This is a genomic window from Bradyrhizobium manausense (genome assembly GCF_018130615.1).
GTDB classification, from domain to species: domain Bacteria; phylum Pseudomonadota; class Alphaproteobacteria; order Rhizobiales; family Xanthobacteraceae; genus Bradyrhizobium; species Bradyrhizobium manausense_A.
The window spans coordinates 96,762-121,856 of the sequence record NZ_JAFCKB010000003.1 but is presented as its reverse complement, the minus strand read 5'-3'; the positions used below and the strand labels follow the sequence as shown (position 1 = coordinate 121,856).

Genomic DNA, 25,095 nt, shown 5'->3' with positions numbered 1-25,095 from the left:
ATGGACAAGCGGCCGCACGCGCTCGTCACGGGCGCCAGTTCGGGGATCGGCGCCGCGATCGTCGAGCGTCTGCTGCGCGACGGCTGGCGCGTCACCGGAATCAGCCGACGGCCCGGGCCATTCGATCATCCGGCATTCGCGCATCTGCCGCTCGATCTCGCCGATGTCGATTCCATCGCCGCCGCTGTCACCGGTCTCGCTCCGACGGCGCTGGTTCACGCGGCCGGCCTGCTGAAAGTCGGCTCGCTCGGATCGCTCGACCATGATGACGGTGCGGCGATGTGGCGGCTGCATGTCGACGTCGCCGAGCGTCTCGCCGACGCGCTGGCACCGCGCCTGCCGAAAGGCGGGCGCATCGTCTTCATCGGCAGCCGCACCGCCTCGGGCGCGGCCGGCCGCGGGCAATATGCCGCGACGAAAGCGGCGCTGGTCGCGCTGGCGCGGTCCTGGGCGAGCGAGCTGGCGCCGCGCGGCATCACTGTCAATGTGGTTTCGCCCGCCGCGACCGAGACGCCGATGCTGAAGGACCCCACGCGGGCTAATGTCACGCCAAAGCTGCCGCCGATCGGCCGCTTCATTCAACCGGAGGAAGTCGCCGCCGCCGTGGCCTTCCTGCTTTCAGGCGAAGCTGCCGCCATCACCGGGCAGCAGCTCGTGATTTGCGGCGGCAGCTCGCTCTGAATTTTCACGCCTCGTCGAGAAGCTCGAACAATTGCTCGACCCGGTCGAACGGGGCATCGCGCATAGGGCTGTGGTAGACGACGCGATCGCCGTCACGTTGCAGCGTCTTTCCTTTTGACTTCCGCAACCGCCCCGGCAGGAACGTCGCGGCCACCGCGCTTTGCCCCACATCGAGGCGGATGATGCCTCGGCGCTTGCAATCCAGTCTCAGCCGCGCCACCGCAAAAAAATCGCGGGCGGCCTGCGGCAAGGGCCCGAAGCGGCGCGAGGTTTCCTCCTCGAGATCGTCGAGCTCGTCCTCGCTGGCGCAGCGGGCGGCACGGGCATAGAGCTCCAGCCGCACGGGGGCGGATTGCACATAGCCCGGAGGCAGCATGTCCGCGACCGGCAGATTGAGATCTGGCACCCACACCACGGACCTGCCGTCATCGACCTTCTCCGAGGCCATTTTCAGGAGATGGCTGTAGAGCACGGGCCCGAACACCTGGACGTGGCCGGATTGCTGCTCCGAGAACAGATCGCCCGCGCCGCGCAGATCGAGGTCGCGCTCGCTGATGGCAAAACCGGCGCCAGGACGGCTGAACTCCTCCAACACGGCGAGCCGCTTCTCGGACTGCCCCGAGGCCGACTCGGTCAGGAGAAACGCAAAGGCGCGGATGCCGCCGCGACCGACGCGCCCGCGCAGCTGGTGCAGCTGGGCCAGACCGAAATTTTCGGGCCAGCACACCACGATGGTGTTGGCGCGCGGGATGTCGAGGCCGCTCTCGACGATGTTGGTGGCGAGCAGAACGTCGGCCTTGCCCTCGACGAAGGTCATCATGCGGTCGTCGATCTCGTCGGCCGGCAGCTTGCCGTGCAGACAGACGATCTTGAGATCGGGTGCCACCGCCTGCACGCGCGCCAGCATCGGCTCGAGATCCTGGATGCGCGGGCAGATCAGAAAACTCTGGCCGTGCCGCCGCTGCTCGCGCAGCAGGGCCGAGGCGATCGCGGCATCCGACAGCGGCGCGATCTTGGTCGCGACCGGAAGCCGGTGAACGGGCGGCGACGCAATGACGCTGAGGTCCCTGAAGCCGGCGAGCCCCGCAGCAAGCGTGCGCGGGATCGGCGTGGCGCTCATCCAGAGCGTATGGGCGTTCTTGGCAAGCCCCGAGAGTTTTGCCTTCTCGGCGGCGCCAAAATGCTGCTCCTCGTCGATGATGACGAGGCCGAGATCGTCGAACTTCACGTCCTTCGACGTCAGCGCCTGCGTGCCGACCACGACTTTGATCCGGCCGCTGCGCAAGCCTTCCTTGGTCTCCCGCGTCTCGGCACCCGAGATGGCGCGCGACAGGCTGCCGACCTCGATCTCGAGCGGCGCGAAGCGCTTGCGGAAGGTGGCGACGTGCTGCCGGGCCAAGACGGTCGTCGGCACCGCGATCGCGACCTGCTTCCCTGATAGCACCACGGCCGCCGCCGCGCGCAACGCCACCTCGGTCTTGCCGAAGCCGACGTCGCCGCAGATCACCCGGTCCATGGGATGGCCGGATGCAAGATCATCCAGCACGTCGTGGATGGCCTTGGCCTGATCGATGGTCGTGAAATAGGGGAATCGCGCCACGAATTTTTCGTAGGCCGAGCCCGGTGGGACCAGCTTTGCCGCCTTGCGCCGCTTGCGCTGGCTGATGTGCTTGGCGAGCAACTTGCCGGCGGCCTGAATCTCCTGTTCGGCCTCGCTGCGGCGGGCCCACCATGTGCTGCCATCCGCCTTGTCGAGCGCGAGCTTGCCGCGCTCCGTCGAGTAGGGCCACATCTGCGCCAGATCGGGCGGCGGCACCAGAACCGCGTTGTCGCCGGCGAAGGACAACCTGACCATCTCGCGCATGGCGCCGCCGCCAGTGTTTACGGTCTGCAAGCCATCAAGCACGCCGATGCCGCGCTGAAGATGCACGACCACCGTGCCCGGTTCCGGCACGTCGGCATGATCGAAAGCCGCGCTCCAGCTTCGCGCCATCGGCTGCGGATGATGCGCGCGGCTGCCGAGCACGTCACTCGCCGTCAGGACCACCGCGGCCTTCTTGCCGGGAATGACGAAGCCGGCATCGAGATCGGCGAGCAGCGCCACGTCGCGAGGGCGCGCGCTCTCGGCCTCATTCCAATTCTCGACACGTTCCGCCCGGACGCCGCTCATCCGCTCCATCACGCGGAGATCTTCTTCCTGTGCCGCGACGAGGATCAGGCGCGAACCGGCCCGCCTGATCTCCTCGACGAAAGCGCGCAGCGCCTTCCTGGTGGACGACAGCTTGGAGAATTCCGGCGTCGGCTGGAACGGGGCGGTTCGCGACAGCACTTTCATGCCGCGGGTCGCCTGCTTCCAGTCGCTCCGTCCCAGATATTCGCGCTCCCTGTCGGCGCGGCCGGCGGCCTCCTCGATCGTGCTCAGCCAGGCATCGGCATGCACCGACACGCCGGCGTCCGCGATCCACTTGGCCTTGCCGCAATAGTCGAACAGGGTCGCGCGCTTGGCCCGCGCGCCTGACATGGCTGTTCGTTCCGACATGGGATCGACGAGAAGCTCTTTTGTCTCGAAGATGATCTCGTGCTCTTGCGGGTCGAACGCCACGATGCGCTTGATGGCGCGCTCCGAGTGCTCGACCCGGAACGGTCCCAGCGCGCCGGCCGGAAAGATCTCGAAGGTCTGGCCGTGAAACAGCACGCCGCCCGGGTAGTCCGGTTCATCGTCGAGATCGTAGCCCAGCTCTTCGAGACGGACGCGAAGCTCGCTCTCCGAGAATGCCCCGCCGACCTTCAAACCCGTATTCAAGCGCAACAGGCTCGCCGGCGGCGGCAAGCGCTCCATCACGGCTTCGGCCGTGGAGATGAGAAAGATCGGCTGTTTGGTTTTCGCCAGGCGCCGCAGCACCGAGGTGCGGCGGCCTGCGATCTCGCGCGATGGTTCCAATTGATCGAACGGCAGCGTATTCAGCCGCGGAAACACCAGGACTTCGCAGGACGGGTCCAGCGCGTGAATCACGCTGCCGAGCCGCTCCGCCCGGTTCTCGCTCTCGGCAAGGAAAACGAGTCCGCTGCGGCCTGATTCCTTCCATTGCGCCAGCAGATGCAGCGCCATCATGCCGAGGGGCGACGACGAGGCGATTGTGGCGCGCTGCGGGCCCTTGCCCGGCTTCGGTGACGCCTTGCTTGGCGAGCGCCTGCTTGTCGGGCTCTTCGCCGGCAGGCGCTTCTTCGGCGAACTCTTGACTGACGAGTTCTTGGTGGCTGGCCGCACTTTCTTGGAATGACGCACGTGAATCCGTTTCTCGTCGTAAGTAGTCGTCAATGGCACACGCGGCCGAGCTCGAGGGCGATTCGGTCGCGGACGGCCATGCCGATGGGATGAAGCGTGCGAACGCACGCCTCCCTAAAACCTCATACGACGCAAAGATCGTCGGCCAACGCAGAAAGCGCGAGGACAAGCCGCCAGTCGTCTAGCAGACGCGCCCGCTCATTTCCACTCTCGTTTCGACGCTGCGCCTAAATGATGCCGCTCTGCCGAAGCGCCGCAATCGCTGCCTTGTCGTAGCCAAGTTCCGCCAGCACGGTATCCGTGTGCTCGCCGAGCGTCGGCGGACGTGCTGCGATTTCGCCCGGCGTTTCCGACAGCCGGATCGCGGCGCGGGCAACCGGTGCTTGTTTCGGCAAGCCGGGATAGTCGACGTCCTGAAGGAAGCCGGCGGCGCGGATGTGCGGATGATCCAGTGCCTGCTGCGGACTCAAAACGGGCCCGGTCGGGATCATCGCCTTGCCGAGCGTGTCGACCGCCTCCTGCGTGGTACGCTCCGCGCACCAGCGCGCCATCCGCTCGCTGATGATGGCGCCGTTGTTGCCGCGGCTGATGTCATCGGCGAAGCGCGGATCGTTCAGCCACTGCTCCTCCTCGCCCATCAGCCTCGCCCAGCGCTTGAACAGCGGATGGCCCGTGACCTGGCACAGCACCCAGCCGTCCTTGGTGCGGTAGATATCCGCCGGCGCCGCAGTCTGGCCGAGATTGCCGGTCGGAACGCGGTTGACGTTGATGACCGCCTGCTCGATCAGCGTGGCATTGGTGAAGGACAGCGCGGTCGCAAGCAATGCGCCCTCGACGATCTGTCCGCGCCCGGATTTGCCGCGCTCGATCAGGGCTGCGAGCGTCCCGAACGCGCAATGCAGCGCGGTGCCGAAATCGACCCAGTTCACGGCCGCGCGGTACGGCGGATCGCCGGCGCCGGTCATGTAGACCGAGCCCGACATGACCTGTCCGACGCCGTCAAAGCCGACGCGGTCGGACCAGGGCCCCGGCCCGCCGAACGCGGTTGCGGTCGTCAGGATGATGTCTGATTTGATCGCTCTCAACGAGTCGTAGTCGAGCTTCATCGCGCGCAAGGTCTGCGGAGGCAGATTGGCGACGACCACGTCTGCCGTCGCCACCAGGCGTCGCATCACCTCCTGCCCCTCCGCCGTCATGGGATCGAGCGTGATGCACTTCTTGTTGCGGTTGACCTGGAGGAACAATGCGCCCTCGCCACCCTCGCCGACCGGCGCCACGAAGCGGTCCTCGCTGCCGTCGCGCTTTTCGACGCGAATGACCTCGGCGCCGAACTCGGCCAGCAATGTCGCGCAATACGGCCCCGCGATATAGCGCCCGAAATCGAGGACGCGCACGCCTTCCAGAACTCCCCCCATCGGCCTCATTCCCTCATGTCTTTGCGGTCAGATTACAGGGAATGGGTGCCGCGGCAAGGTGGCGAGGGACACGATGCCCAACCTGCAAGATGTGATCAGCCAACCGTTTCGGCTGGCGGAAATTCTGCTCTAGTATGGGCCTGTCCGTCCCTCCAGCGAGAAGCGCAGCTCCATGCCGCAACAATTCGATCGATCCGCAGAAGATCTCGGCAACGCCATTCATTTCGAGCACGTCAACATCCAGGTTCCGGACCAGCGCCTCGCCACGCTGTTCTACGTCACCGGCCTCGGGCTGACCCGCGATCCCTATCTGATGGTGTCCGACACCAACATGTGGATCAATGCCGGACGAAGCCAGTTTCATCTCCCGAGCGGCAAGGCGCAGGTGCTGCGCGGCCATACCGGGCTCGTCATCGAGGGCCGCGAGGCCCTGCTGACGCGATTGGCTTCGGTCAAGAGCAAGCTCGAAGGCACGGCCTTTGCCTATGCCGAGCACAACGACTATGTCGAAGCCACCTGCCCGTGGGGCAACCGCATCCGCGTCCACGAACCGGACGCGGCGCGCTTCGGGCGCATCACGCTCGGCATCCCCTATGTCGAGTTTGATGTGCCGGCCGGATCAGCGCAGGCGATCTGCGCCTTCTATCCCGCGATCATGGGCATGCCGGCGGCCTTGCGCAACGGCGACGGCAAGGTCGCGGCGGTGAAGACCGGCCGCGACCAGCACCTGCTGTTCCGGGAGACCGATCGGCCGCAACCCGGCTATGACGGCCACCATGTGCAGATGTACATCACCGATTTCTCCGGCCCGTACCGCAAGCTGCTGGCGCGCGACCTGATCTCCCGCGAGGACAATCAATACCAGTACCGCTTCTGCGACATCGTCGATCTCGACAGCGGCAAGCTTCTCTTCACCGTCGAGCACGAGGTACGCAGCGCGACGCATCCGATGTTCATGCGGCCGATGGTCAACCGCAATCCTTCGGTCAACAACCGCAACTTCGCGTACGGCCACGATCAGGCATCGTGGGCGATGGGGCCGGATCAGTACGAGGGATAGGACTCCCGCGACGAAATCATGATCGCGCGCGAGAGCGTGACCCCGGTCACGGCAATCACCGGCTGCATGCGGCATGCTGTCCACGGTTGCGGGGATGATCCCGCGGCATCAAGACAGGAGAGACAACATGACCCGTGAGATCAACAACAGCACCAATTGCGAACTCTCGATGGAGCAGCTCGACGGCGTTGCCGGCGGCGGCTTCTTCTCCAGCATCGGGCACTTCATCAGCCACGAAGCGCACGTGATCGGCCATGCCGTCGGCAGCTTCTTCAAGAACCCGGTCGTGGCGGGGATTGCCGCCGGCATCATCCTGGTCGGCGGGATCGTCACCGGTGCCGGTGGCGGCTCCAACATGAAGCTGAACTAAGCTCGGTCCCAAGCCAAGCCAAATGCCTTAACCTGAGAACCTCCCGGACAATGACGTCCGGGAGGTTTTCGTTTGTGCGGAGGCCGTCGTCTCGCTCAGAGCATCTGGCGCCGCGCGAACGCGGCGAACATGCCGGACGCGGCGTTCAGCTCGGCGAATGTCCCGGTCTCGACGATCTTGCCGTCGACCAGCACGATGATCCGGTCGGCCCGCTGCACCGTGCTGAGCCGGTGTGCGATCACGATCCTCGTGACGTTCAGATTTTCCAGCGCATCGCTGACGATAGCCTGGGACCGGTTGTCCAGCGAGCTCGTCGCCTCGTCGAACAAGAGAATACGGGGACGCCGCGCGATCGCGCGCGCAATCATGATGCGCTGGCGTTGTCCGCCGGACAGCGTGCTGACACCCTCCGAGACCTGGGTGAGCATGCCCATCGGCATCGCCTGGATGTCGTCTGCGATGCCGGCGAGACGCGCAGCCTCCCAGGCCTGGTCGAGCGGCAGCCGGATTCCGCCGCAGATATTTTCATAGATGTTGCCGTTCGCGAGCTTGGCGCTCTGCAGGACCACGCCGAGCTGGCGCCGCAGCGCGCTCGCATCCAGCGTCTCGATCGACTTGCCGTCGTAGAACACCGCGCCCGACTCCGCGCGCTCGAATCCCAGCAGCAGCCGGAACAGCGACGATTTCCCGCTGCCGGAGGGACCCACCACTGCGACATACTCGCCCGGGGTGATCTTCAAGGAGACGTTGTCCAGCACAAGGGGCCCGTTCTGGAGATAACGGAACGACACGCGCGCGAGCTCGACCGATCCGGACAATTCCCCTGGCGACTTCCGATCGTCGGGAATTTCGGTTGGGCTTGCGATCAGAGGCCGCAGCCGAAGCAGCGGCGGGATGGCGATGAGCGCCTCGCTCACGCCGGCCGCCCAGGAGCCGACGGATCCCATCGACTGGCCAAAGGCGGAAAAGAACGCGAAGAACGTGCCGATGTCGGTCAGCAGGCCGCTGCTCGAATACGATGCGTAGGCGTAGATGATCAGCGTCGCGATGGTGGGGAACGCCGTCTCGAACGCGCCGAGCCCGTTGCCCGCCACCTGCGACGACACGAAATACTGCTTCTGGATCGCAAACTGCCTCGACCAGATGGCGAGCGCGCGCGACGTCGCCGCCGAGACGCGCAATTTTCCGACGCCGGTGAGGAGCTGGAGCACAAAGCCGCTGACCTTGCCCTGCTGGTTGAAGTGCTTGCTCTCGAAATGCAGCCGCACCAGATTGGTCCCGATGATGGCGGCCGCCCGAACGAATGTCAGTGCAATCGCGACCAGCGCCAGCTTGAAGCTGTAATAGAGCATCAAGCCGAGGCTGAAGACGCAGAACAGGCCGGCGATCATGCCGCGCAAGGCATGACCGGTCAGCGCCCGCCGCGCGGCATCGATGCCCATGGCGCGGTCGACCAGCTCGCCGGCGGTGTATTCCCGGAAAATGGCGGTCGGCAGCCGGAGCAGACGATCGATCATCGCCGACTGCAGCCGCCAGTCGATCGTCGCCTCCATCCGCAGCATGACGAGAGCCTGCATGACCTGGACGCCGGCGACCGACAGCCCGGCGAGAACCAGCGCGAGTGCGCAGAAGGCGAGTTGATCCAGCTCCGATCGCGGGATGATCGAGCTGATCAAGAGGTTGGTGACGAACGGCGTCACCAGCGACAACAGGCCGATCATGACGACCGACAATGCGATGCGCAGCCCGCTGCCACGGGCATAGCGCAGCGAGAATTGCAGGAGGTCCTTGAATTTCAGGGCGCGCGACGGCAGCGGCGGATAGAACGTGGCGGCCTCCGGCGCGATCTGCGCCGCGATGGACCGATCGACCGGCCGGCGCGCCTTCGTGAGCGGGTCGACCATGATGTAGCCGCGACGCGGCTCGTAGACGAGCGCGATCGCGGCGCGAGCCTCGCCGAACCAACCGACCAGCGGGCCCGCATCCAGCCGCCACCAGTCCGACCGGAGCAACACCTCGCGCAGCCGCAGGCGTGCGGCCTGAGCGATCTGGGCGAGGCCCGCAAAATCCTGCCCGCTGCCTTCGATGCGATTGGTGATCGCGATCGGGGCTCGCATCGCGGTGCCGACGATCTGGCAGGCGCCGGCCAGCCTGTCGGACCGGGACGCGTCGATCGCATCGTGATCGAAGCGGCGCACGATAATGCCGGACAGGCGGTCGAAAGCTTCGATCGCCTGTGACGCCGCAAGCCCGGTTCGGCTTTCCAGGCGCGCGCCCTCATTCAGAGAGTCGCGCGCAAGCATGTCCTGAACGCATTCCGCAAAGCTGAGATGAAACCGATCGATCGCCGGCCAGATCACCCCGTCGGCCGGTACGTGGCCGGCCGCACCTGCGGCGCAGCCGTCCGCGCCCGCCTCGACCCACAGGCCCGATGTCAACGGCAGCGGCGGACTTCCCGCCGTGTAACGCGCGCCGGTCCCGAGCAGGCCGAGCGCACCCCGCTCGACGGTGAGCCAGAGCAGGCCGCGCATGGGGCCGCGGCGGGCTTCGCCCGCGGTCAGCGTCACCTCGCCCTCCGGCAATTCGGGCATCTGCCACAATGGCGCCGGTCCCGCGACGAAACGTGCAAGCCGCTCGATCCAGCGCAGCGCCAGCTCCGACGGCCGATCGGCTCGGGGAACGATGGACACAAGCGTGTCCTGTGCGCCCACCGCGATGAAGCGGAGGCCGTCCGGAGATGACGCTGGAAAGCCCGGGAGATCGGGAATGATGTCTCCGCGCTCGATGCGGAACAGATGATGGCGGCTGCCGGATTTGCCGTCCCTGATATCGACAGCAAAGATGTCGGCGTGACCGGCGACGATCTCGAAGACATGGCCGTGGTGATCGAGCAGGATGGGCCGGCGGCCATCGAGCGCCATCTCGCCCGGCAATTCCAGCGCCGCGACGAGGTCCGCACCGGACACGATATGGTCGATCGGCTTCGTCATTCCTGCGACACCAGCCGGGCATATTCGCCGTTCAGGGCGAGAAGGGTCTCGTGCGTGCCGCGCTCGGCGACCTTGCCTTGCCGTAACACGACGATCTCGTCGCAATCCCGGATCGTGCTGAGGCGATGGGCGATGATGATGCAGGTGCAACCGCAACGGCGGAGGTTGTCGTCGATGGCCTTCTCCGTGACAGGGTCGAGCGCCGCGGTCGCCTCGTCGAGCACGACGATGGACGGACGGCCGACCAGCGCGCGGGCGATCTCGATGCGCTGGCGCTGTCCGCCGCTGAAATTGGTGCCGCCCTCGTTGACGTAGGAATCGTAATTGCCGGCTCGGATCGCGATATCGTCCTGGATCTCGCCGTCCTTGAGCGCGCGGGTGAGATCGATGTCCGGCGTCGTGCGGTCCCAGAGCGTAAGATTGTCGCGGATGGTGCCCTCGAACAGGAAGATGTCCTGATCCACATAGGCGATCGAATTGGCGAGGATGTCGGGCGGAACTTCCTCGAGCCTCGTCCCATCGATCAGGATCTCGCCGGCCCAGGGCTTGTAGAGCCCGCAGACCAGGCGGCCGAGGGTGGACTTTCCGCTGCCGGAGGCGCCGACCAGCGCCACGCGCGACCCAGGGGTCACGGTAATCGAGAGGTCGGAGATCAGCGGCGGTTCGAGCAGCGAATAGCCGAACTGCACGTCCTTGAATTCGATACGTCCATCGAGCCTTGCAGGGAACGCGTTGTCCGATGCGCGCGGCTTATCGCCGAGCGGATAATTGTAGACATCTTCGAGGCGGTCGAGTGCGCCTTTGATCAACTGGAAGCTGCCGGCCTGATTGACCAGCGTCGCCACCGGCTCGGAAAAGCTCGCCATCAGCGCCTGGAAGGCAACGAGGCTGCCGAGCGTGAGCGAGCCTTCGATCACCCGCAAGCCGCCGAGGATCAGGATCGCGGTCATGGTCATGCCGGAGATCAGGGTCGGGATCATGTCGAGGAGGATCGACGAGGACGCCAGGTCGCGCTCCGCGTTCAGCACCTTGGCCTGGACGCCCGACCATTGCGCGAAGGCCTCGTCCTCGAGCCCGCTCGCCTTGATCGTCTCGATCGACCTGACGATGCTGACGACCGCGCCCAGGAGCTTGCCGCGCTCCAGCGAGAGCCCGCGACTGAGATCTTCCCTGCGCCGCATCGACAGCCGCAAGGTGAGAACGTTGAGCAACGACAAGCTGATGCAGACCGCCGCCAACCAGTGATCGTAGACGATCATCGCGAAGGCGAAGAAGACCACCGAGGTGAGGCTGAGCGCGTTCGCGGCAATGCCGCCCGCCAGCAGGCGCGCAATCTGATCATTGGCCCCCACTCGCGCCGCAATGTCGCCGGCGTGGCGCTGGGTGAAGAACTCGATCGGCAAGGCCATCACCCGCCAGAGAAAGCGGCTGATCATCACGACCGAGAGCTTTGTCTGCAACCGCAGCAACAGGGATTGTTGCAGCAGCGTCAGGATCGTGCGGATCAGCGCGGTTGCAGCCATGCCGATCAGCAGCGGGCGCAGCCATCCGTTCAGATGCTGAATGAGAATATCGTCGATGAAGATCTTCGAGAAGCTCGCGGCCACGAGGCCGGGAACGACCATGACGAAGCTGAGCAGAATCAGCAGCCCGACAGCGGCTTTCGATCCGCGCAGTTCCCGCAGCAGCAGCCGCAATCCCGCCGGCTTGTCGCCGGTTGGTACGAATCCGGGCGCCGGTTCAAAAGTGAGGACAACGCCGGTAAAGCTTCGGTCGAGCTCGTCGACGCCGACCTGCCGACGCCCGAAGGCGGGGTCGTTGATGGAGGCGGACCTGCCCTTGATGCCTTCCAGGACGACGAAATGGTTGAAGTTCCAATGGATGATGCAAGGCGTCGGCGCCGAACCGAGCGCGGCAAGGTCGAGCCGGAATCCTTTCGCCGACAGCCCGAAACGCTTCGCCGCCCTGACGACGTTGCTGGCCTTGCTGCCGTCGCGGGAGACGCCGCATTCGACGCGAAGCCGCTCGAGCGGAACCCACGCCCCATAATGCGCCAGCACCATTGCAAGGCACGCAGCGCCGCATTCGGCCGCTTCCATCTGCAAAATGGTCGGCGTGCGCTTGATGCCTGCGGTCGTCGAACCAGGACTATCCATCGATCCCCGTCCACTTCCGCAGCAGGGGGACAACCAGATCGATCGGGCGCCGGCTTCGCGTGGTGATCTCGGCCTGCGCCAGCGTGCCGCTGGTGAGATGAACCTGCGGCCCCTTCCCCACTGCCCAGCGATAGCCGCTGGCGGTCGATGGATCTTGGTCCAGCGACACCGCCACCGCATAGGGCGCGCCGTCATGGGAAAACACTTTCACGAGCTGGTCATTGTGCAGCACGGCGGTCATGCCCTGCGGCGTCACGGGAAATTCGGAGACGCTCGAGACCACACCGATCATGGTGCCGAACTCCTCGCGCTTGACCGTGCTGGGGGCGACGCGCACCTGGTAGCCCGGCTTGACGCTCTTGCCCTGCTCGGCGGGGATGTAGACGACCGCTTCGAGCCGTGCGCCCTCGTCCTCGATGAGGACGACCGGCGTGCCCACGGCGAGAACCGAGCCGGACGATGTCTTGATTTCCAGCACCCGTCCCGCGATCGGGCTGAGCACCTGCGAATTGCGCCCCAGCGTTCCCGCCAGCGCCTGCATCTCGCGCCGCGCATTGTTCGAGGCGAATTCGGCCTGCTGCAATTCGCGCTCGCGCTGGGTTTCGAGATCGGTCTTCTGTGCGTGAAGCTTGAGGATCTCGTTCTGCGAATCCGTGCGACGCTGCTGCGCCTCGGTCAATTCGAGGCGGCGATCCTCGAGCGTCTTCCGCGTCGTCAGGCCCTTGGCCATCAGCTGTTCGAGATTCTTCACGTCGACATCGAGGGCCTGAACGCGCTGGCCGGTCGCCTCGATGACCTTGTTGAAGGCGGCTTCGAGCTTGTCGAAGTTGGAAGCCTTGACGGCAAGCTCGGCCGAGACTTTCGCGGCCATGTCGTCGTGCTCGCGCTGACGCTCCTTGTAGGTTTCGACGGCGTTGACGTATTTCTGCTCGATCTCGGTCTGCGAGATCTGGGCGATGACCTGCCCGCGCTCGACATGGTCACCGACGGAGACGCTGAGCGACGCCAGCCGGCCTTCGGCGGCCGACACCGCATCGACGACGCGCCCGCTGCCGACCAGAATTCCCTGCCCCGACACGCGCGACGGGATCCGGCCGTAAATGCCCCAGATGAGCGCGGCGACCAGCGCGATCGTCACGATCGCAGCGAGGATCCAATCGGCCGGCTTGGTGATCGCAACGAGATGATCAAGCTCCTCCGGCGAGGCCGCACGCTGCAGCGCGCTGGCGCGGAAGATTTTGTCGGTGCCATCGGTCACGCCGCGCTCCCTCGCAAAACATTTGCGGCGCCAACGCCCACACGCACGACGCCGAGAATGGGATTGAGCGAAATTGTGAGCGGAGCTAAGCTTACTACGAGAACTGCATTTGTCGAGACAGTGGGCATCGGACGCATCAGATGAATTGGCAAGCGGATCGCATCACGCCTGTTGCAATGGCCCGCGCCTTGACCGCTCGGCTGGCGTGGCCATGCCTTGGAGTGCTGGTCGCCACGAATGTGTGTCTGGCAGGCGTCCTGAGCCAGGCGGACCTGAAGAAGGTCGAGGACCTCAGGCCGATGTTCGCGGGCCTGATGGGCGATCTCGTGCAAACCTCGAAGAGGCCCGACATCTCCGCGGTCGACGCGGATTGCGTCAAGTCCACGATCCAGAATCTTGTCGAGATTTCTCAAGAGCTGTCCAGTTTCGAATATCTGATCACGATCGAGAAAGAGCTGACCAATGTCAGCGAGAATGACCCGACCCGCGATGTGGTGAAATTTGCCGTCGAGCAGTCGACCAATATTCTGACCAGCCAACGTAAGAAGATCGCCCAGCTGCCCGATCAATGCGCGAGGTCGCCTCTCGCCTTGGCCAAGGCTCAGCAGGCTTTGCAAGTCGTCGACGCGACGACCGGAATTTTGAGTTCTATTCGCTCTCGACTTTGAGGGGATTTATCGCGGGCTGTGATGTCCGGACAGGCGCCCCGCGGCCGCGCGGCCTCGCCGGCACATCGTCATCGAAGCTTACCGGGTGGCGGATCGGAAGAGGTCATCCGAACGAATGACCTCCCGGCACAAATTGTCACCGAGCGTTCTACTTGGCCTGGTTCGGGGCTATTGCGGGGTGTAGCGCCCCAGCACCGGCTTGGCGAAGACGTCTCGCATCGTCCATCCGCCGACCGAGTGCGCCGCCAGGAAGCTCTGGAAGTCGTTGTTGGCGGAACCGCCCACCACCTTCTCCAGCGCCGCATCATCGAGCAGAACTGCACGTCGTTCGTTCCCGGACGTCTCAAACTTGGTCATTGTCATCTCCTGTTTGCCTTAGGAGGGACCGCCCCTCTCGATCAGTGGTCACAGCTATAGGACTTGAGGGTTGGTCGAGGCTGTGAGGTCGGTCACACAGGAACACGTGCCGGAGCTCCCGCCAGGATTCGGCCTCTCAAGATAGTTTCCCGGGCCGATGGCCCGGGAAAAGCAGGCTGGACAAGCGGTGGACCTGGGCGGTCGTCAGGACATTTTGTGCGGGGTATGGGAGTTGTAGATCGGGCCGCCCAGCACCTTCTCAATGACCGAGGCCACGCCGCCTGCGTTCTTCTCGATCCAATGCAAGGCGTCGGACGCTTCGTGCTTGATCCAACCCCACAGACCGCCGCCGGCGACGGCCTCGAGCTCGTCGATCGAGAGCTCGCAATTCGCAAGCTCATGCTTGGTCGAAACCGTCATCGTTCCTTCTCCTGTTAGCGCTGCGGGCCGATCCCGCAATCGCGGACAGCATGTCAGCAGGCAACAGGAGAAGCTGTGACGGCGGTCACCTCGTTCGATCCTTCGTTCGGATGGCGTTAGAGAACGCCGGGATCAGTCGACGGCAGGTTGGCGATCCGCGAGTTGCCTGCTCCGCAGGGCAAAGGCGCGCCCAGCACAAGCGAGAGCCGATGCGAGGCATCAGTCGACCGCGACGCCAACGCCTTCAGGTCGGCCTGACGGATGCGTTCGATGGGACCACTGACGGTCACCGCACCGAGAAGCGCGCCCTCGCTGCGACTGGCTTGCCATTCGCACGATGGGGGCAGGACGTCATCCGCTTCGTCACCCATTTTGACAGCACCGAAGCGGAAGCGGACGAGGTCATCGCCATCGTCCGTCACGCGATGGCGGGAAGCTGAGAGCCATGGCGTGCTTGATTATACAACGAATTCAAAAGCGTATCTGGCTTGAAAAAGGATCATTGACGCAATCATCGCGGACCAAGCTGGTTACCAAGGCTTCGCGTCATGATACGTTGCGAGATTAGGCCTCTACTCGGTCGCGCCGGCGAATTGGTCAATTCGCGAGCAAGAGGAGCAGGGCCGACCAGGTTGCTTCTTTCCTTCTCAAACTTGTATTTTTTCAATGGAGGGTTGAAATGCATTCTGCACGCACGGCTAAGCTCGCAATCATCGCCAGCTCGCTCGTCATCGCAACACAAGCACCGGCAACGCAGACCTTGTACGGAACGCACTACGACGAGACCATCTCTCATTCCTGTTTCGCTACAACATACTGCCAGGTCCTCTTCTCTCAATTGCCGTCGGACAAGCTGACACTGGTTCATAGGGCGACGTGCAGGTTCACGACCACGGTGCCCGTGTACGTCTCGAACCTGCAGGTTTCGGCAACGACAAACGGTGCAACGCTCGGACGCTACGTGCAACTGACGCTCAACACGCCGGGCCCTGTAGGCGGCTCTTATTTCACAACCGTCGATGTCGACCCGGAGTTCCTGATGGGCCCGTCGAGATATCCGTATGTAGAGGCCTACACGAGCACGAACAGCACCATCTTCATCGAATGCACCTTGAGCGGAGAGCTGATCACTCCGATCCAGTGACGACATAGCAGCTGCCATCCTCGCCAAATAAAGCCTCCCGCTGCCGGGCTGCGAATGCGATGGCATCCGCATGACCGGCGGCCGGCCGGCCTTGCGATTGGTGCCGTCGAAGCATGAGCAGCGCCTGATCAGGAAGGTCGGCGCCGGCGGACACAAGCAACTGCTTCAAATCCTGTCGGTGTTCAGCAAGTCGCAATAGAGCCCGCGAAGGACCGATGCGTCGTCGAGCGCCGACCGCTAGATGACCTTCAGCTGTTGCAGCAGGCTTAGTTCGTCATCCGAAAGTCCGAGCCAGCGCTGGTAGATCTCGCGATTGTCCTCGCCGATGTCGCCGGCGGACGTCTTCAACTGCGCGCGGTCGACCGCGAAGCGCGGCACGACATTCGACATTGCAACCGAGCCGAAATCCTTGTCGGGAACACGGGTGATCATCTCACGCGCCAGGGACTGCGGATCGGCGGCGATCTGATCGATCGCGTAGATCGGCGCCAGCGTGCCCTCCTCGGCCGCAAAGGCGGCTAGCACATCGTCGAGCGTATGGCCGCCGCACCATTGCGAGAAGATCGCGTTCAGCTCCGCCGAATGTTCGACGCGGCGCGCGTTGTTGGAAAAGCGGGGATCCTCGATCAGGTCAGCTCGGCCAATTGCCCGGCAGTTCGCGGCAAACAGCGCATTGGTCGATCCCGCCAGCGTGACCCAGCGATCATCGCGGGTCCGGTAGACCGCCGCCGGAGCGGAATAGGCGTTGCCGTTTCCGATGCGGCTACGCACCTCCCCCAGCTGGTCGAACTCGATGGGCAGCACGTCGAGCAGCCTGAACACCGCCTCGGTCAGCGCGAGATCGATCTCCTCGCCCGGCGCGTCGGGATCCTTCGCCCGCTTCCACAAGGCCGCAAGCGCACCGACCGCGCCGAACAGACCGCCGATCGCATCACCCATGGGATAGCCGGGATGCATCGGCTGACCGTCGGCCTCGCCGGTGATGTAGGTAAGCCCGCCCATCGCCTCGAAAATCCGCGCGAAGCCCGGCCTGTCGCGATAGGGCCCGTCCTGTCCGAACGCGGTCGCACGCAGGATGACGAAGCGCGGCTGGATCTGCCACAGCACCTCCTTCGAGAGCCCCCAGCGGTCGAGCGTGCCGGGGCGGAAATTCTCGATCAGAACATCGAACTGCGGCAGCATCCGCTTGAACAGCGCGACGCCTTCCGGCTTGCGCAGATCGAGCGTTGCGAACTTCTTGTTGCGGTTCACGCTCTTCCACCACAGCGGCTTGCCGTCCTTGAACGGCGGAAAGGCCCGCACGCCGTCGCCCTGCCCCGGCATCTCGATCTTGAGCACGTCGGCGCCGTAGTCGGCCAGCAGCGTCGCCGCGAAAGGCGCAGCGACGATGGTCGCGATGTCCAGGACCTTCAGTCCTTCGAGCGGCCCGCTCATTTCACTTCCTCGAACATTTTGAATTGGTCCGACGGCTCAGGTCGCATCGCGCAGCAGGAGGCGCGCGATGTTGAGCTGATGAATCTGGCTGGTGCCCTCGTAGAGCCGGAACAGCCGGACGTCCCGGTACCAGCGCTCGATCGAGGAGAGATCGGCGATGTAGCCGGCGCCGCCGAACATCTGCACGCAGCGATCGGCCACGCGGCCGCACATCTCGGTCGCGAAATATTTGCACATCGATGCTTCGAGCGCGACGTCCTCGCCGCGATCGCGTTTGCGGGCGGTTTCCAGGATCATCGATCGCGCCGCGAAGATCTCCGTCCGGCAATCGGCGATCATCGCCTGAACCAGTTGGTAGTTCGCAACCGGCTCGCCGAACTGAACGCGGCTGGTGGTGTAGCGGATCGCCATGTCGAGCATCCGGATCGCCGGCCCGGTGGACAAGGCGGCCAGATGAATGCGCTGCTTGTTCAGCACCTTCATAATGGTCTTGAAGCCCGCGCCTTCGCGGCCGCCGATCAGATTGGCGGCCGGCACCTGGCACCGGTTGAAATGGACCGCGCTCACGGGCGAGCCCGCCTGCCCCATCTTGCGATAGGGTGCGCCGGTGGCAAGGCCGGCGCTGCCGCGCGCGACGATGAAAGCCGAGACGCCGGCCGCGCCCTTCGACTGCGGATCGGTTCGCGCGGTGACGGTGAAGACATCGGCGACCGGGGCATTGGTGATGAAGCACTTCTCGCCGTCGAGAACGTAGTGATCGCCTTCGCGGCGGGCGGTGGTCCGCACATTCGAGGCTTCTGAACCAGCGTCGGGCTCGGTCACGGCAAGGCAGCCGGTCCATTCGCCGCTGGCGAGGCGCGGCAGATAGGCCTGCTTCTGCTGCTCGGTCCCGTCGGCGACGATGCCCTCCGAACCAATGCCGGTATTGGTGCCGACGCGGGCGCGGAAGGCGACCGAGCATTGCGACAATTCGAACGCCGCAAGAACGAGCTCCTCCGTGGTCAGCCCGGCCCCGCCATAGGCTTCGGGGATGCTCCAGCCGAAGAAACCTTCGGCGCGCATGACGGCGACGATGTCCTCGGGCACGTCATCGCAGCTTTCGACGCGCGCCTCGGCCGGAATGGCGGTGTCGCGGACGAAGCCGCGGACGCGCTCCAGCAAGGCCTCGAAGGCAGCAGGTTCGCGGATCATGGCAGCAGCCTTGCGATGGAGCTCATTCCTGAAGTGCCTCCTCGCGCCGGGCGCGGATCGTGGGAAGCATGATCAGGATGATGGCGATGGCGGCTGCGGCCAACAGGCTCGCCGACAGCGGCGAGGTCAGCAGCACGGTGGCGTCGCCGCGCGACAGCACCATGGCGCGTCGAAAGTTCTCCTCGATGGCGGGGCCCAGAACCAGGCCCAGCAGCAGCGGCGCTGCCGGCAGTTGCAGCTTGATCAGGACGTAGCCGAACACGCAGAACACCGCGGCCTCGTAGACCTCGAACGTCCCGCTGTTGATGGAATAGACGCCGATCGAGCAGAACACCATGATCGCGGGGAACAGATAGCGGTAGGGAATGGTGAGCAGCTTCACCCACAGCCCGACCAGCGGAAGGTTGAGGATCAGCAGCATCAGATTGCCGACCCACATCGAGGCGATCAGGCCCCAGAACAGGGTCGGGTTCTTCGTCATCACCTCCGGGCCCGGATGGATGTTGTGGATGTTCATGGCACCGACCATCAGGGCCATCACGACGTTGGACGGCACCCCCAGCGTCAGCAGCGGAATGAACGAGGTCTGGGCGCCGGCGTTGTTCGCGGACTCCGGACCCGCAACGCCCTCGATGGCACCCTTGCCGAATTGTTCGGGATACCGCGACAGCTTCTTCTCCAGCGTATAGGACGCAAAGGAGGAGAGCACCGCGCCGCCGCCGGGCAGAACGCCCAGCAGGGTACCGAGCGCCGTGCCGCGCAGCATCGCCGGCACCATGCGGCGGACGTCGTCGCGGGTCGGAAACAGATTGGTGATCTTCTGGGTGACCAGCGACAACTTGTCGTCCTGCTCGAGATTTTTGACGATCTCGGCGAAGCCGAAGATGCCCATCGCCAGCGGCACGAAATCGAGGCCGTCGAACAACTGCGGAATGCCGAAGGCGAAGCGCTGGCTGCCGCTGCTGAGGTCGGTGCCGACGAGGCTCAAGAGCATGCCGAGCACGACCATGCCGATGCCCTCGATGAACGGGCCGCTCGACAGCACCGACGCCAGGATCAGGCCCAGAACCATGAGAGCGAAGAATTCCTTGGGGCCGAACAACAGCGCAGTCGCGGTCAACGGGCCGGCAAGGGCCGCCAGGGCGAGCGTCGCCACGCATCCGGCGAAGAACGAGCCGATCGCCGCGGTGGCGAGCGCCACGCCGGCGCGGCCCTGCTTCGCCATCTGATAGCCGTCGATCGTGGTGACGACGGACGAGGACTCGCCGGGCAGGTTGACCACGATCGCCGTGGTCGAGCCGCCATATTGCGCTCCGTAATAGATCCCGGCGAGCATGATCAGCGCCGCGTCCGGCTGCAGCGCATAGGTGATCGGCAGCAACATCGCGATGGTCGCCAGCGGACCGAGGCCCGGCAGCACGCCGATCAAGGTGCCGAGCAGGCAGCCGAAGAAGGCGTAGAGCAGATTGGCGGGCTGGGCGGCCGTAGCAAAGCCGATTGCCAGATTGTGAAAGAGGTCCATCGATCGGCTCGTTCAGTTGAGAAGGGATGGCCAAACGGGCAGTTGCAGCCCGAGCCCGTAGACGAAGACGGCCAGGCACAGCGCGGTGAGCACCACCGCATTCGCCAGCGCGCCCGTCCAGGTGAATTCGGGACTGGCGCGGCTCGACACCATGACGAGGACGAACAAGGCGCCGACCAGACCGAGCGGAAACAGCAGAGCGCCGAACAGGATCACGGAGCCGGCAATCCAGGCGAGCCCCTTGAGATCCCACTGGCGCAGCCCCTGCGCCTCCGCGGTCGGCTTCATCGCACCGAGGATCACGATGAGACCGACGGCGGCGAGCACGATCGCAAGCAGGCGCGGAAAATAGCCCGGCCCCATCCTCGCGGCTGTACCTGCAGGGTACTGCAACGCCGTCACGAAGAAGAAGATTGCAAATGCGAGGAACAGGACGCCGGACGCGAAAGCCCTGTGATTGCGGATCGCCAATCCCTTCATTCGCTTCCCCCGTTCTCATCCGCACCAGCCTTCGCGGTGCGCCCTTCAAGGGCTTCCATCAGAACCGGGACGCCGACCGCGCAGGCGTGGACGCCGAGATGCGCGGTCATCTGGAGAACCTGGCGAATCTCCCGCTGGCCGATGCCGAGCCGCACCGCCCGCCGGATCTGCACGCGCAGTCCATGGGCATCGAGCGCCGTGAAGCAGGCGTTCAATGCGATCGAGATCAGGCATCGCGACCGCTGGTCGAGACCGTCGCCGGCGTCCCCGCCTGCGAGGAGATCCAGCAGCACCGCGAAATAGCCGGGATCGGACCGCAGCCATTGCTCGCAGAAATCCGGCCAGTCGCCGAATTGCGCCACGTAGACATCGCGCAGCGCGCGCTGCTCCTTGGTGAGCGCGGCATGATCGACCTCCACGCCCGCGCTCGCCAGCTCCTCGGCAAGGATGCCGATGCCGAGGCTGCAGCCGTCCAGCCCCTGAGCCGTCGCCAGGCGAAACACGTCGATGATCTCCCGCGCCGTCGCGCCTGCCTGGAGCGCAAGGCGCAGGTGCAGCGCAAGCCCCGAGCGGAACAGGTGCGTCGCCGATCCGTCCAGCGCGACGTAGATCAGCTCGCACATCTTCGGCGACAGCGGTCCATTCTCCGCGGCGTAGCCCGCATACTTCCCGTAGGTCTGAAGAAACGCCGGATCGAGCCGCAGCAACCCCTCGGTCCAGGGCCGCCAATAGCCGCGCGCCCTGACATAGGCCTCTTTCAGCACCTGCTGTTCCGGCGTCAGATCGGACATCGCGCTTGTCCCGTCAGGCAATGTTGGTCAGGACGATGCCGCCATCGACGGTGAGCACCTGCGCCGTGATGAAGCCGCTCTCGTCACCGGCGAGGAAGCAGATCGCCTTGGCGATGTCGTCGACCGTGCCGAGCCGGCCCAGAGGGGTTCTCGCGACACGACGTGCGTCGAGCTCGGCATTGCGATTACGCATCGTTCCTTCGGTCGGGATCGCCGACGGCGCCACCGCATTGACGCGGATGTTACGCTCACCCAGCTCCGCTGCAGCCGCACGCGTGATGCCCATGACGCCGGCCTTGATGCCGCTGTAGACGATGCTGTTCTTGGCCGAGATCAGGCCGGCGACCGACGCGACGTTGACGATGGCGCCGCCGCGCTCAGCATCCATAACCTCCGCGGCGGCCTGGATTCCCCAGATCACCGCCTTGAAGCCGATGTTGAGCATGCGGTCGATGGTTTCCGGCGCGATGTCCGGGACGGATTGATAACGGACCCACGCCGCGTTGTTGACGAGGATGTCGAGACGCCCTTGCGCTTTCGCCAATCCAAGCACCGCTTGCCGCATACCGTCGCGGCTGGAGACGTCCTGGGAGACGGCAACCGCGTTGCCGCCTGCCGCCTTGATCGCGTCCACCGTGCTATCGACGAATTCCGGCTTCAAATCATTGACGCCGACGATCGCACCGCGTGCGGCGAGCTTGAGCGCGGTCGCGCGGCCGATGCCGTTCCCGGCGCCCGTGACGAGTGCGACGCGGCCCGCGAGCGTCTGATCCCTGGTTTCGGTCATGGCTGTCTCCCTCACGCTCCTGCCTCGGCAAACGGAGCGACTTCCGATACGTAACGGTGGCCGAACGAGTTGATCAGGCCGCTGGCATCACCTTGTGCCTGCAGCGTGCGGATGCGGCGCAGATGGCGATGCACCGGGACATCCCAGGTGAAGCCCATGCCGCCATGGATCTGCAGCGCGCCTTCGCCGATCGAACTGCCATAGGTCGCGGCTGCGAGGAACGCGGCATCGCGCTGAACGGGCCCGCCATCCTTCGACAGGCTGCGCGTGATGGCATGACGAATGCTTTCGAGCCCGAGCTTCTGCCGCGCCAGTGCATGGCGGATGGCCTGGTTATAGGACAGGGCGTGGCCGAACTGGCGGCGCGTCGACGCGTGTTCCTGCGCAAGCGACAGGCATGCTTCGGCCGATCCCAGAATGGCTGCGGCGCGGAGCACGTTGGCATCCGAGTTCAGCAGATCCCATGTGCCTGCCGGCAGGATGGAGCCGACGGGAAGCTCGACCTTCTCCAGTCGCACGACATGCTCCGGCACCGTCAGATCGAGACCGGCGGCCTCTTCCACGACGACACCCCCGGCATTGGCCGGGATCAGCACGGCGGCACCGTCGTTTGTCCGCGCCAGAATGTGGTCGACCTGCCCCGCGCAGGGCGCGCGCCCAAGCGAACCGCTCAGCAGCAGCTGGCCGCCCTCCCGTTCGGCGAGAACCTCGCCCTGCCAGGCGATCGTTGCCAGCGTCTCGCCGGACACGATCGCAGCGGCAAGACGCGTCAGCGATGACTGCAGCAGACGGCCGACGAGAACGGTTTCCAGCAGCGGAAAGGCGAGCAATCCGGAATGCGCGGCGGCAATCACCGGCACGGCGAAGCCGAGCGGCAGCGCCAATCCTCCCACACCCTCGTCAGCGATGACGCCGAGCAGGCCGTCACCGGCGAGATTTTGCGCCTGCTCGCGGATGTCGAGGCCCGCACATGCGGTCACTGCGCGCGCCGCGGTTGCCGCGAACTCGTCGGGCTGAAGTGCTTCGGCCATGCTCATCCTTATCCTCTTCGAAACTCTTGCGACGACAATCGTTCACTAGGCGAGATAGCCGCCATCGACCGGCAAGATGACGCCGTTGACATAGGACGCCATCGCCGAGGCGAGGAAGACCACGGGCCCCGCGATCTCGTCGGGCTGTCCCACGCGCTTCATGGGGGTGCGCGCCATGAGGCCGGAGAGCCTCGCCGGATTGTCACGGGTGCTCTCGCTCATCTCGGTCGCGATGATGCCGGGGGCAACGGCGTTGACCCGGATGCCATCGGGGGCGAGATCGCGGGCCAGTGCCTGCGTGAACAGCCTCACGGCTCCCTTGGACGGCGAATAGCCGAGCGTATTGCCCATGCCGCCGAAGCCCGCGACCGACGCGACATTGATGATGGTCCCTCGCGTCTTGCGCAGCGCCGGAATGAAGGCATGAACCACGTTGAAGGTGCCGTTGACGTTGACGTCAAACACCCGTCGCCAGTTCTCGTGGGCGCGCGGACTGTCGATCGGCTCGCGAATGATGATGCCGGCGTTGTTGACGACGACGTCGGCGGGGCCAACCTCCTCGTCGACGCGCCTCGCCACGTCGCTGCACGCGGCGACATCGGTCACGTCGAGCGAATAGGCGGCCGCCTCCCTGCCTGCGTCCCTTATTTCGCGAGCGGCAGACTCTGCCTGGTCCTGCCTCTGATCGGTCACGACCACCCTCGCGCCCGCAGTGGCGACGCCGAGCGCGATGGCGCGTCCGATCCCCTGGCCCGCTCCCGTCACCAGGACGAGACGATCCTTCAGCAAGCCGGGGCCCTGACCTTGGAGCGAGACCATCACTTGCCCCGCGAGAGCTGGAGAATGCGGTCGGCGATGATGCCGAGCTGGATCTCGGTCGTGCCGGCATAGATCGTCTCGGCGCGGGCCTGGAGATAGATCGCCTCGAAGCGTTGCCGCGCGACCTTGATCGCGGGGTTCTGCGGCAGCGAGGCCTGCGAGAGCAGCTCGAGGGCGAGCGCGGCAAAGCGCTGATGCGATTCGCTCCAATAGAGCTTTGCGAGACTGCCCCGCGCGCCGATCTTGTCACCGCTCGCGAGCGCCTCGACGGCGGTCTCGACATGCGCCTTCAGCACCTCGATCTCGACCGCGACCTCGCCGAGCCGGACCGCATAATGCCTGTCAGCAACCATCGCCGACAACACCGCGTCCGCCTTGCAGGCCGAAATCAGATGGCGCAGCTCGTTCTCGAAGCGCCAGGCACGGTACATGCGGTTGGTCGCCCGCTCGATCTCCAGCACGCGGATGGCTGCCGCCCACCCCTCGTCGGGCGCGCCGATCGCGTCAGCCTGCGCGACCTCGACCTCGTCGAAGAAAACCTCGCAAAAGCTCTCGCGCCCGTCGATCGACTTGATGGTGCGCACGCGCACGCCCTTGGCATCGAGCGGCACCGCGAACATGGCAAGGCCGCGATGGCGGTCCTCCAGCGGTCCAGTGCGGGCGAGGACCAGGCAGCGCTGCGCGCGATAGGCGCCGCTGGTCCAGATCTTCTGGCCGTTGATCCGCCAACCGTCCCCGTTCCTCGTGGCTCGCGTGCGAAGGCCGGCAAGATCGGAGCCGGCTTCCGGCTCGGAAAATCCCTGGCACCAGATGTTTCGCATCTCGAGGATCGCGGGCAGGAAGCGCCGTTTCTGCTCCTCGGTCCCGACCGCGAGAATGATGGGGCCGGCGAGCTCCTTTCCGATCGAGTTGACGCTCTCCGGCATCGCAAGGCGGCCGATTTCCTGATTGGCGATCAGATGCTCGCGCAGGGAACGTCCATGTCCGCCATAGACTTGCGGCCAGGTGATGCCGGTCAGCCCGGCGCGGTACATTGCCGCTTCCCAGGCGACCGACTGCGCAAGCGTGGGCGGCGCGAACGCGACGCTGTCGCTGCGGAAACTGGCAGGCAGATTGGCGCGCAGCCAGCGATACATCACGTCGCGATAGGCTTCGCCGGTCAGGTTCTCACGTGCTTCCGGATGGGTCGATACCGCTTCAAGTGCACTCATCGCCTGCTTTCCTGCTTTCGCCAT

The 25,095-nt window shown here is 65.1% G+C and carries 22 protein-coding genes and 1 pseudogene; 7 read left to right on the top strand and 16 right to left on the bottom strand.

Going from position 1 to position 25,095, the window contains the following annotated elements; genetic code table 11:
• A complete protein-coding gene (locus tag JQ587_RS07090; protein ID WP_212424826.1) occupies nt 1-681 on the top strand; it encodes an SDR family NAD(P)-dependent oxidoreductase in 681 nt (226 codons plus the stop codon).
• 4 nt (nt 682-685) lie between these two features.
• On the opposite strand, the gene JQ587_RS07085 is transcribed toward JQ587_RS07090, so the two are convergent.
• Together JQ587_RS07085 and JQ587_RS07080 are read right to left on the bottom strand one after the other, a co-directional pair.
• Nucleotides 686-3,793, bottom strand: a complete 3,108-nt coding sequence (locus JQ587_RS07085; protein ID WP_212425042.1) for a DEAD/DEAH box helicase — start codon at nt 3,791-3,793, stop codon at nt 686-688.
• 401 nt (nt 3,794-4,194) lie between these two features.
• Nucleotides 4,195-5,382, bottom strand: coding sequence for a CaiB/BaiF CoA transferase family protein (locus tag JQ587_RS07080; RefSeq protein ID WP_212424825.1), 1,188 nt, complete (start codon nt 5,380-5,382; stop codon nt 4,195-4,197).
• A gap of 172 nt (nt 5,383-5,554) precedes the next feature.
• Between JQ587_RS07080 and JQ587_RS07075 the strand changes: the two genes are divergently transcribed.
• The gene (locus tag JQ587_RS07075; protein ID WP_212424824.1) at nt 5,555-6,442 is read left to right on the top strand and encodes a hypothetical protein; all 888 of its coding nucleotides are present in this window, start codon (nt 5,555-5,557) and stop codon (nt 6,440-6,442) included.
• A gap of 127 nt (nt 6,443-6,569) precedes the next feature.
• The gene (locus JQ587_RS07070) at nt 6,570-6,812 is read left to right on the top strand and encodes a hypothetical protein (protein ID WP_212424823.1); all 243 of its coding nucleotides are present in this window, start codon (nt 6,570-6,572) and stop codon (nt 6,810-6,812) included.
• 95 nt (nt 6,813-6,907) lie between these two features.
• Here JQ587_RS07070 and JQ587_RS07065 read toward each other — a convergent pair whose 3' ends face one another.
• From JQ587_RS07065 to JQ587_RS07055, 3 genes are read right to left on the bottom strand one after another with little or no spacing between them, the layout of a single operon-like run.
• Nucleotides 6,908-9,802: an NHLP bacteriocin export ABC transporter permease/ATPase subunit gene (locus tag JQ587_RS07065; RefSeq protein WP_212424822.1), complete on the bottom strand. Its 2,895-nt coding sequence runs from the start codon at nt 9,800-9,802 to the stop codon at nt 6,908-6,910.
• On the bottom strand, nt 9,799-11,958 hold the full coding sequence (locus JQ587_RS07060) for an NHLP family bacteriocin export ABC transporter peptidase/permease/ATPase subunit (RefSeq protein ID WP_212297784.1): 2,160 nt from the start codon (nt 11,956-11,958) through the stop codon (nt 9,799-9,801). The genes JQ587_RS07065 and JQ587_RS07060 overlap by 4 nt, the downstream gene beginning before the upstream one ends.
• Nucleotides 11,951-13,216: an NHLP bacteriocin system secretion protein gene (locus JQ587_RS07055; RefSeq protein WP_212297783.1), complete on the bottom strand. Its 1,266-nt coding sequence runs from the start codon at nt 13,214-13,216 to the stop codon at nt 11,951-11,953. Before JQ587_RS07055 ends, JQ587_RS07060 begins: the two co-directional genes overlap by 8 nt.
• A gap of 140 nt (nt 13,217-13,356) precedes the next feature.
• On the opposite strand from JQ587_RS07055, the gene JQ587_RS07050 reads away from it, so the two are divergent.
• Nucleotides 13,357-13,884, top strand: coding sequence for a hypothetical protein (locus JQ587_RS07050; RefSeq protein ID WP_212424821.1), 528 nt, complete (start codon nt 13,357-13,359; stop codon nt 13,882-13,884).
• 168 nt (nt 13,885-14,052) lie between these two features.
• Here JQ587_RS07050 and JQ587_RS07045 read toward each other — a convergent pair whose 3' ends face one another.
• Together JQ587_RS07045 and JQ587_RS07040 are read right to left on the bottom strand one after the other, a co-directional pair.
• On the bottom strand, nt 14,053-14,241 hold the full coding sequence (locus JQ587_RS07045; RefSeq protein WP_212297781.1) for a hypothetical protein: 189 nt from the start codon (nt 14,239-14,241) through the stop codon (nt 14,053-14,055).
• Between the two features lie 204 nt (nt 14,242-14,445).
• Nucleotides 14,446-14,661, bottom strand: a complete 216-nt coding sequence (locus JQ587_RS07040) for a CCRG-2 family RiPP (RefSeq protein WP_212297780.1) — start codon at nt 14,659-14,661, stop codon at nt 14,446-14,448.
• Between the two features lie 209 nt (nt 14,662-14,870).
• On the opposite strand from JQ587_RS07040, the gene JQ587_RS07035 reads away from it, so the two are divergent.
• The 3 genes from JQ587_RS07035 (at nt 14,871) to JQ587_RS36875 (ending at nt 16,004) form a co-directional block, all read left to right on the top strand.
• Entirely contained in the window at nt 14,871-15,101 is a 231-nt protein-coding gene (locus JQ587_RS07035) for a hypothetical protein (RefSeq protein WP_212424820.1), read from the top strand.
• 239 nt (nt 15,102-15,340) lie between these two features.
• Nucleotides 15,341-15,805, top strand: a complete 465-nt coding sequence (locus tag JQ587_RS07030; protein WP_212297778.1) for a hypothetical protein — start codon at nt 15,341-15,343, stop codon at nt 15,803-15,805.
• Between the two features lie 70 nt (nt 15,806-15,875).
• Nucleotides 15,876-16,004 (top strand): hypothetical protein, encoded by a 129-nt coding sequence (locus tag JQ587_RS36875; RefSeq protein ID WP_283815600.1) that lies wholly within the window; start codon nt 15,876-15,878, stop codon nt 16,002-16,004.
• A gap of 38 nt (nt 16,005-16,042) precedes the next feature.
• Here JQ587_RS36875 and JQ587_RS07025 read toward each other — a convergent pair whose 3' ends face one another.
• From JQ587_RS07025 to JQ587_RS06985, 9 genes and pseudogenes are all read right to left on the bottom strand, one after another.
• Complete coding sequence (locus tag JQ587_RS07025) at nt 16,043-17,239, bottom strand: CaiB/BaiF CoA transferase family protein (protein ID WP_212424819.1); 1,197 nt, start codon at nt 17,237-17,239, stop codon at nt 16,043-16,045.
• Nucleotides 17,240-17,275: 36 nt separating this feature from the next.
• The gene (locus JQ587_RS07020) at nt 17,276-18,430 is read right to left on the bottom strand and encodes an acyl-CoA dehydrogenase family protein (RefSeq protein WP_212424818.1); all 1,155 of its coding nucleotides are present in this window, start codon (nt 18,428-18,430) and stop codon (nt 17,276-17,278) included.
• A 22-nt stretch (nt 18,431-18,452) separates the two neighbouring features.
• On the bottom strand, nt 18,453-19,952 hold the full coding sequence (locus tag JQ587_RS07015; RefSeq protein WP_212297775.1) for a tripartite tricarboxylate transporter permease: 1,500 nt from the start codon (nt 19,950-19,952) through the stop codon (nt 18,453-18,455).
• A 12-nt stretch (nt 19,953-19,964) separates the two neighbouring features.
• Nucleotides 19,965-20,432 (bottom strand): tripartite tricarboxylate transporter TctB family protein, encoded by a 468-nt coding sequence (locus tag JQ587_RS07010; protein WP_212424817.1) that lies wholly within the window; start codon nt 20,430-20,432, stop codon nt 19,965-19,967.
• Between the two features lie 494 nt (nt 20,433-20,926).
• A pseudogene (locus JQ587_RS37135) lies at nt 20,927-21,223 on the bottom strand (carboxymuconolactone decarboxylase family protein); the annotation flags it as partial.
• Between the two features lie 13 nt (nt 21,224-21,236).
• Entirely contained in the window at nt 21,237-22,010 is a 774-nt protein-coding gene (locus tag JQ587_RS07000) for an SDR family NAD(P)-dependent oxidoreductase (RefSeq protein ID WP_212424815.1), read from the bottom strand.
• 11 nt (nt 22,011-22,021) lie between these two features.
• Nucleotides 22,022-23,041 carry an acyl-CoA dehydrogenase family protein gene (locus JQ587_RS06995; RefSeq protein ID WP_249154211.1) on the bottom strand — a complete coding sequence of 340 codons (1,020 nt, stop codon included), beginning with the start codon at nt 23,039-23,041 and terminating at the stop codon, nt 22,022-22,024.
• A 45-nt stretch (nt 23,042-23,086) separates the two neighbouring features.
• Entirely contained in the window at nt 23,087-23,860 is a 774-nt protein-coding gene (locus tag JQ587_RS06990) for an SDR family NAD(P)-dependent oxidoreductase (protein ID WP_212424813.1), read from the bottom strand.
• Nucleotides 23,860-25,071: an acyl-CoA dehydrogenase gene (locus JQ587_RS06985; protein WP_212424812.1), complete on the bottom strand. Its 1,212-nt coding sequence runs from the start codon at nt 25,069-25,071 to the stop codon at nt 23,860-23,862. The genes JQ587_RS06990 and JQ587_RS06985 overlap by 1 nt, the downstream gene beginning before the upstream one ends.
• Nucleotides 25,072-25,095: the final 24 nt, after the last annotated feature.

Excerpts from the sequence above, each read along its gene's own strand:
- JQ587_RS07090 (WP_212424826.1), top strand. The coding sequence starts at position 1 with ATGGACAAGCGGCCGCACGCGCTCGTCACGGGCGCCAGTTCGGGGATC.
- JQ587_RS07085 (WP_212425042.1), bottom strand. The coding sequence starts at position 3,793 with ATGATGGCGCTGCATCTGCTGGCGCAATGGAAGGAATCAGGCCGCAGC.
- JQ587_RS07080 (WP_212424825.1), bottom strand. The coding sequence starts at position 5,382 with ATGGGGGGAGTTCTGGAAGGCGTGCGCGTCCTCGATTTCGGGCGCTAT.
- JQ587_RS07075 (WP_212424824.1), top strand. The coding sequence starts at position 5,555 with ATGCCGCAACAATTCGATCGATCCGCAGAAGATCTCGGCAACGCCATT.
- JQ587_RS07070 (WP_212424823.1), top strand. The coding sequence starts at position 6,570 with ATGACCCGTGAGATCAACAACAGCACCAATTGCGAACTCTCGATGGAG.
- JQ587_RS07065 (WP_212424822.1), bottom strand. The coding sequence starts at position 9,802 with ATGACGAAGCCGATCGACCATATCGTGTCCGGTGCGGACCTCGTCGCG.
- JQ587_RS07060 (WP_212297784.1), bottom strand. The coding sequence starts at position 11,958 with ATGGATAGTCCTGGTTCGACGACCGCAGGCATCAAGCGCACGCCGACC.
- JQ587_RS07050 (WP_212424821.1), top strand. The coding sequence starts at position 13,357 with ATGAATTGGCAAGCGGATCGCATCACGCCTGTTGCAATGGCCCGCGCC.
- JQ587_RS07045 (WP_212297781.1), bottom strand. The coding sequence starts at position 14,241 with ATGACCAAGTTTGAGACGTCCGGGAACGAACGACGTGCAGTTCTGCTC.
- JQ587_RS07040 (WP_212297780.1), bottom strand. The coding sequence starts at position 14,661 with ATGACGGTTTCGACCAAGCATGAGCTTGCGAATTGCGAGCTCTCGATC.
- JQ587_RS07035 (WP_212424820.1), top strand. The coding sequence starts at position 14,871 with ATGCGAGGCATCAGTCGACCGCGACGCCAACGCCTTCAGGTCGGCCTG.
- JQ587_RS07030 (WP_212297778.1), top strand. The coding sequence starts at position 15,341 with ATGCATTCTGCACGCACGGCTAAGCTCGCAATCATCGCCAGCTCGCTC.
- JQ587_RS36875 (WP_283815600.1), top strand. The coding sequence starts at position 15,876 with ATGACCGGCGGCCGGCCGGCCTTGCGATTGGTGCCGTCGAAGCATGAG.
- JQ587_RS07025 (WP_212424819.1), bottom strand. The coding sequence starts at position 17,239 with ATGAGCGGGCCGCTCGAAGGACTGAAGGTCCTGGACATCGCGACCATC.
- JQ587_RS07020 (WP_212424818.1), bottom strand. The coding sequence starts at position 18,430 with ATGATCCGCGAACCTGCTGCCTTCGAGGCCTTGCTGGAGCGCGTCCGC.
- JQ587_RS07015 (WP_212297775.1), bottom strand. The coding sequence starts at position 19,952 with ATGGACCTCTTTCACAATCTGGCAATCGGCTTTGCTACGGCCGCCCAG.
- JQ587_RS07010 (WP_212424817.1), bottom strand. The coding sequence starts at position 20,432 with ATGAAGGGATTGGCGATCCGCAATCACAGGGCTTTCGCGTCCGGCGTC.
- JQ587_RS07000 (WP_212424815.1), bottom strand. The coding sequence starts at position 22,010 with ATGACCGAAACCAGGGATCAGACGCTCGCGGGCCGCGTCGCACTCGTC.
- JQ587_RS06995 (WP_249154211.1), bottom strand. The coding sequence starts at position 23,041 with ATGGCCGAAGCACTTCAGCCCGACGAGTTCGCGGCAACCGCGGCGCGC.
- JQ587_RS06990 (WP_212424813.1), bottom strand. The coding sequence starts at position 23,860 with ATGGTCTCGCTCCAAGGTCAGGGCCCCGGCTTGCTGAAGGATCGTCTC.
- JQ587_RS06985 (WP_212424812.1), bottom strand. The coding sequence starts at position 25,071 with ATGAGTGCACTTGAAGCGGTATCGACCCATCCGGAAGCACGTGAGAAC.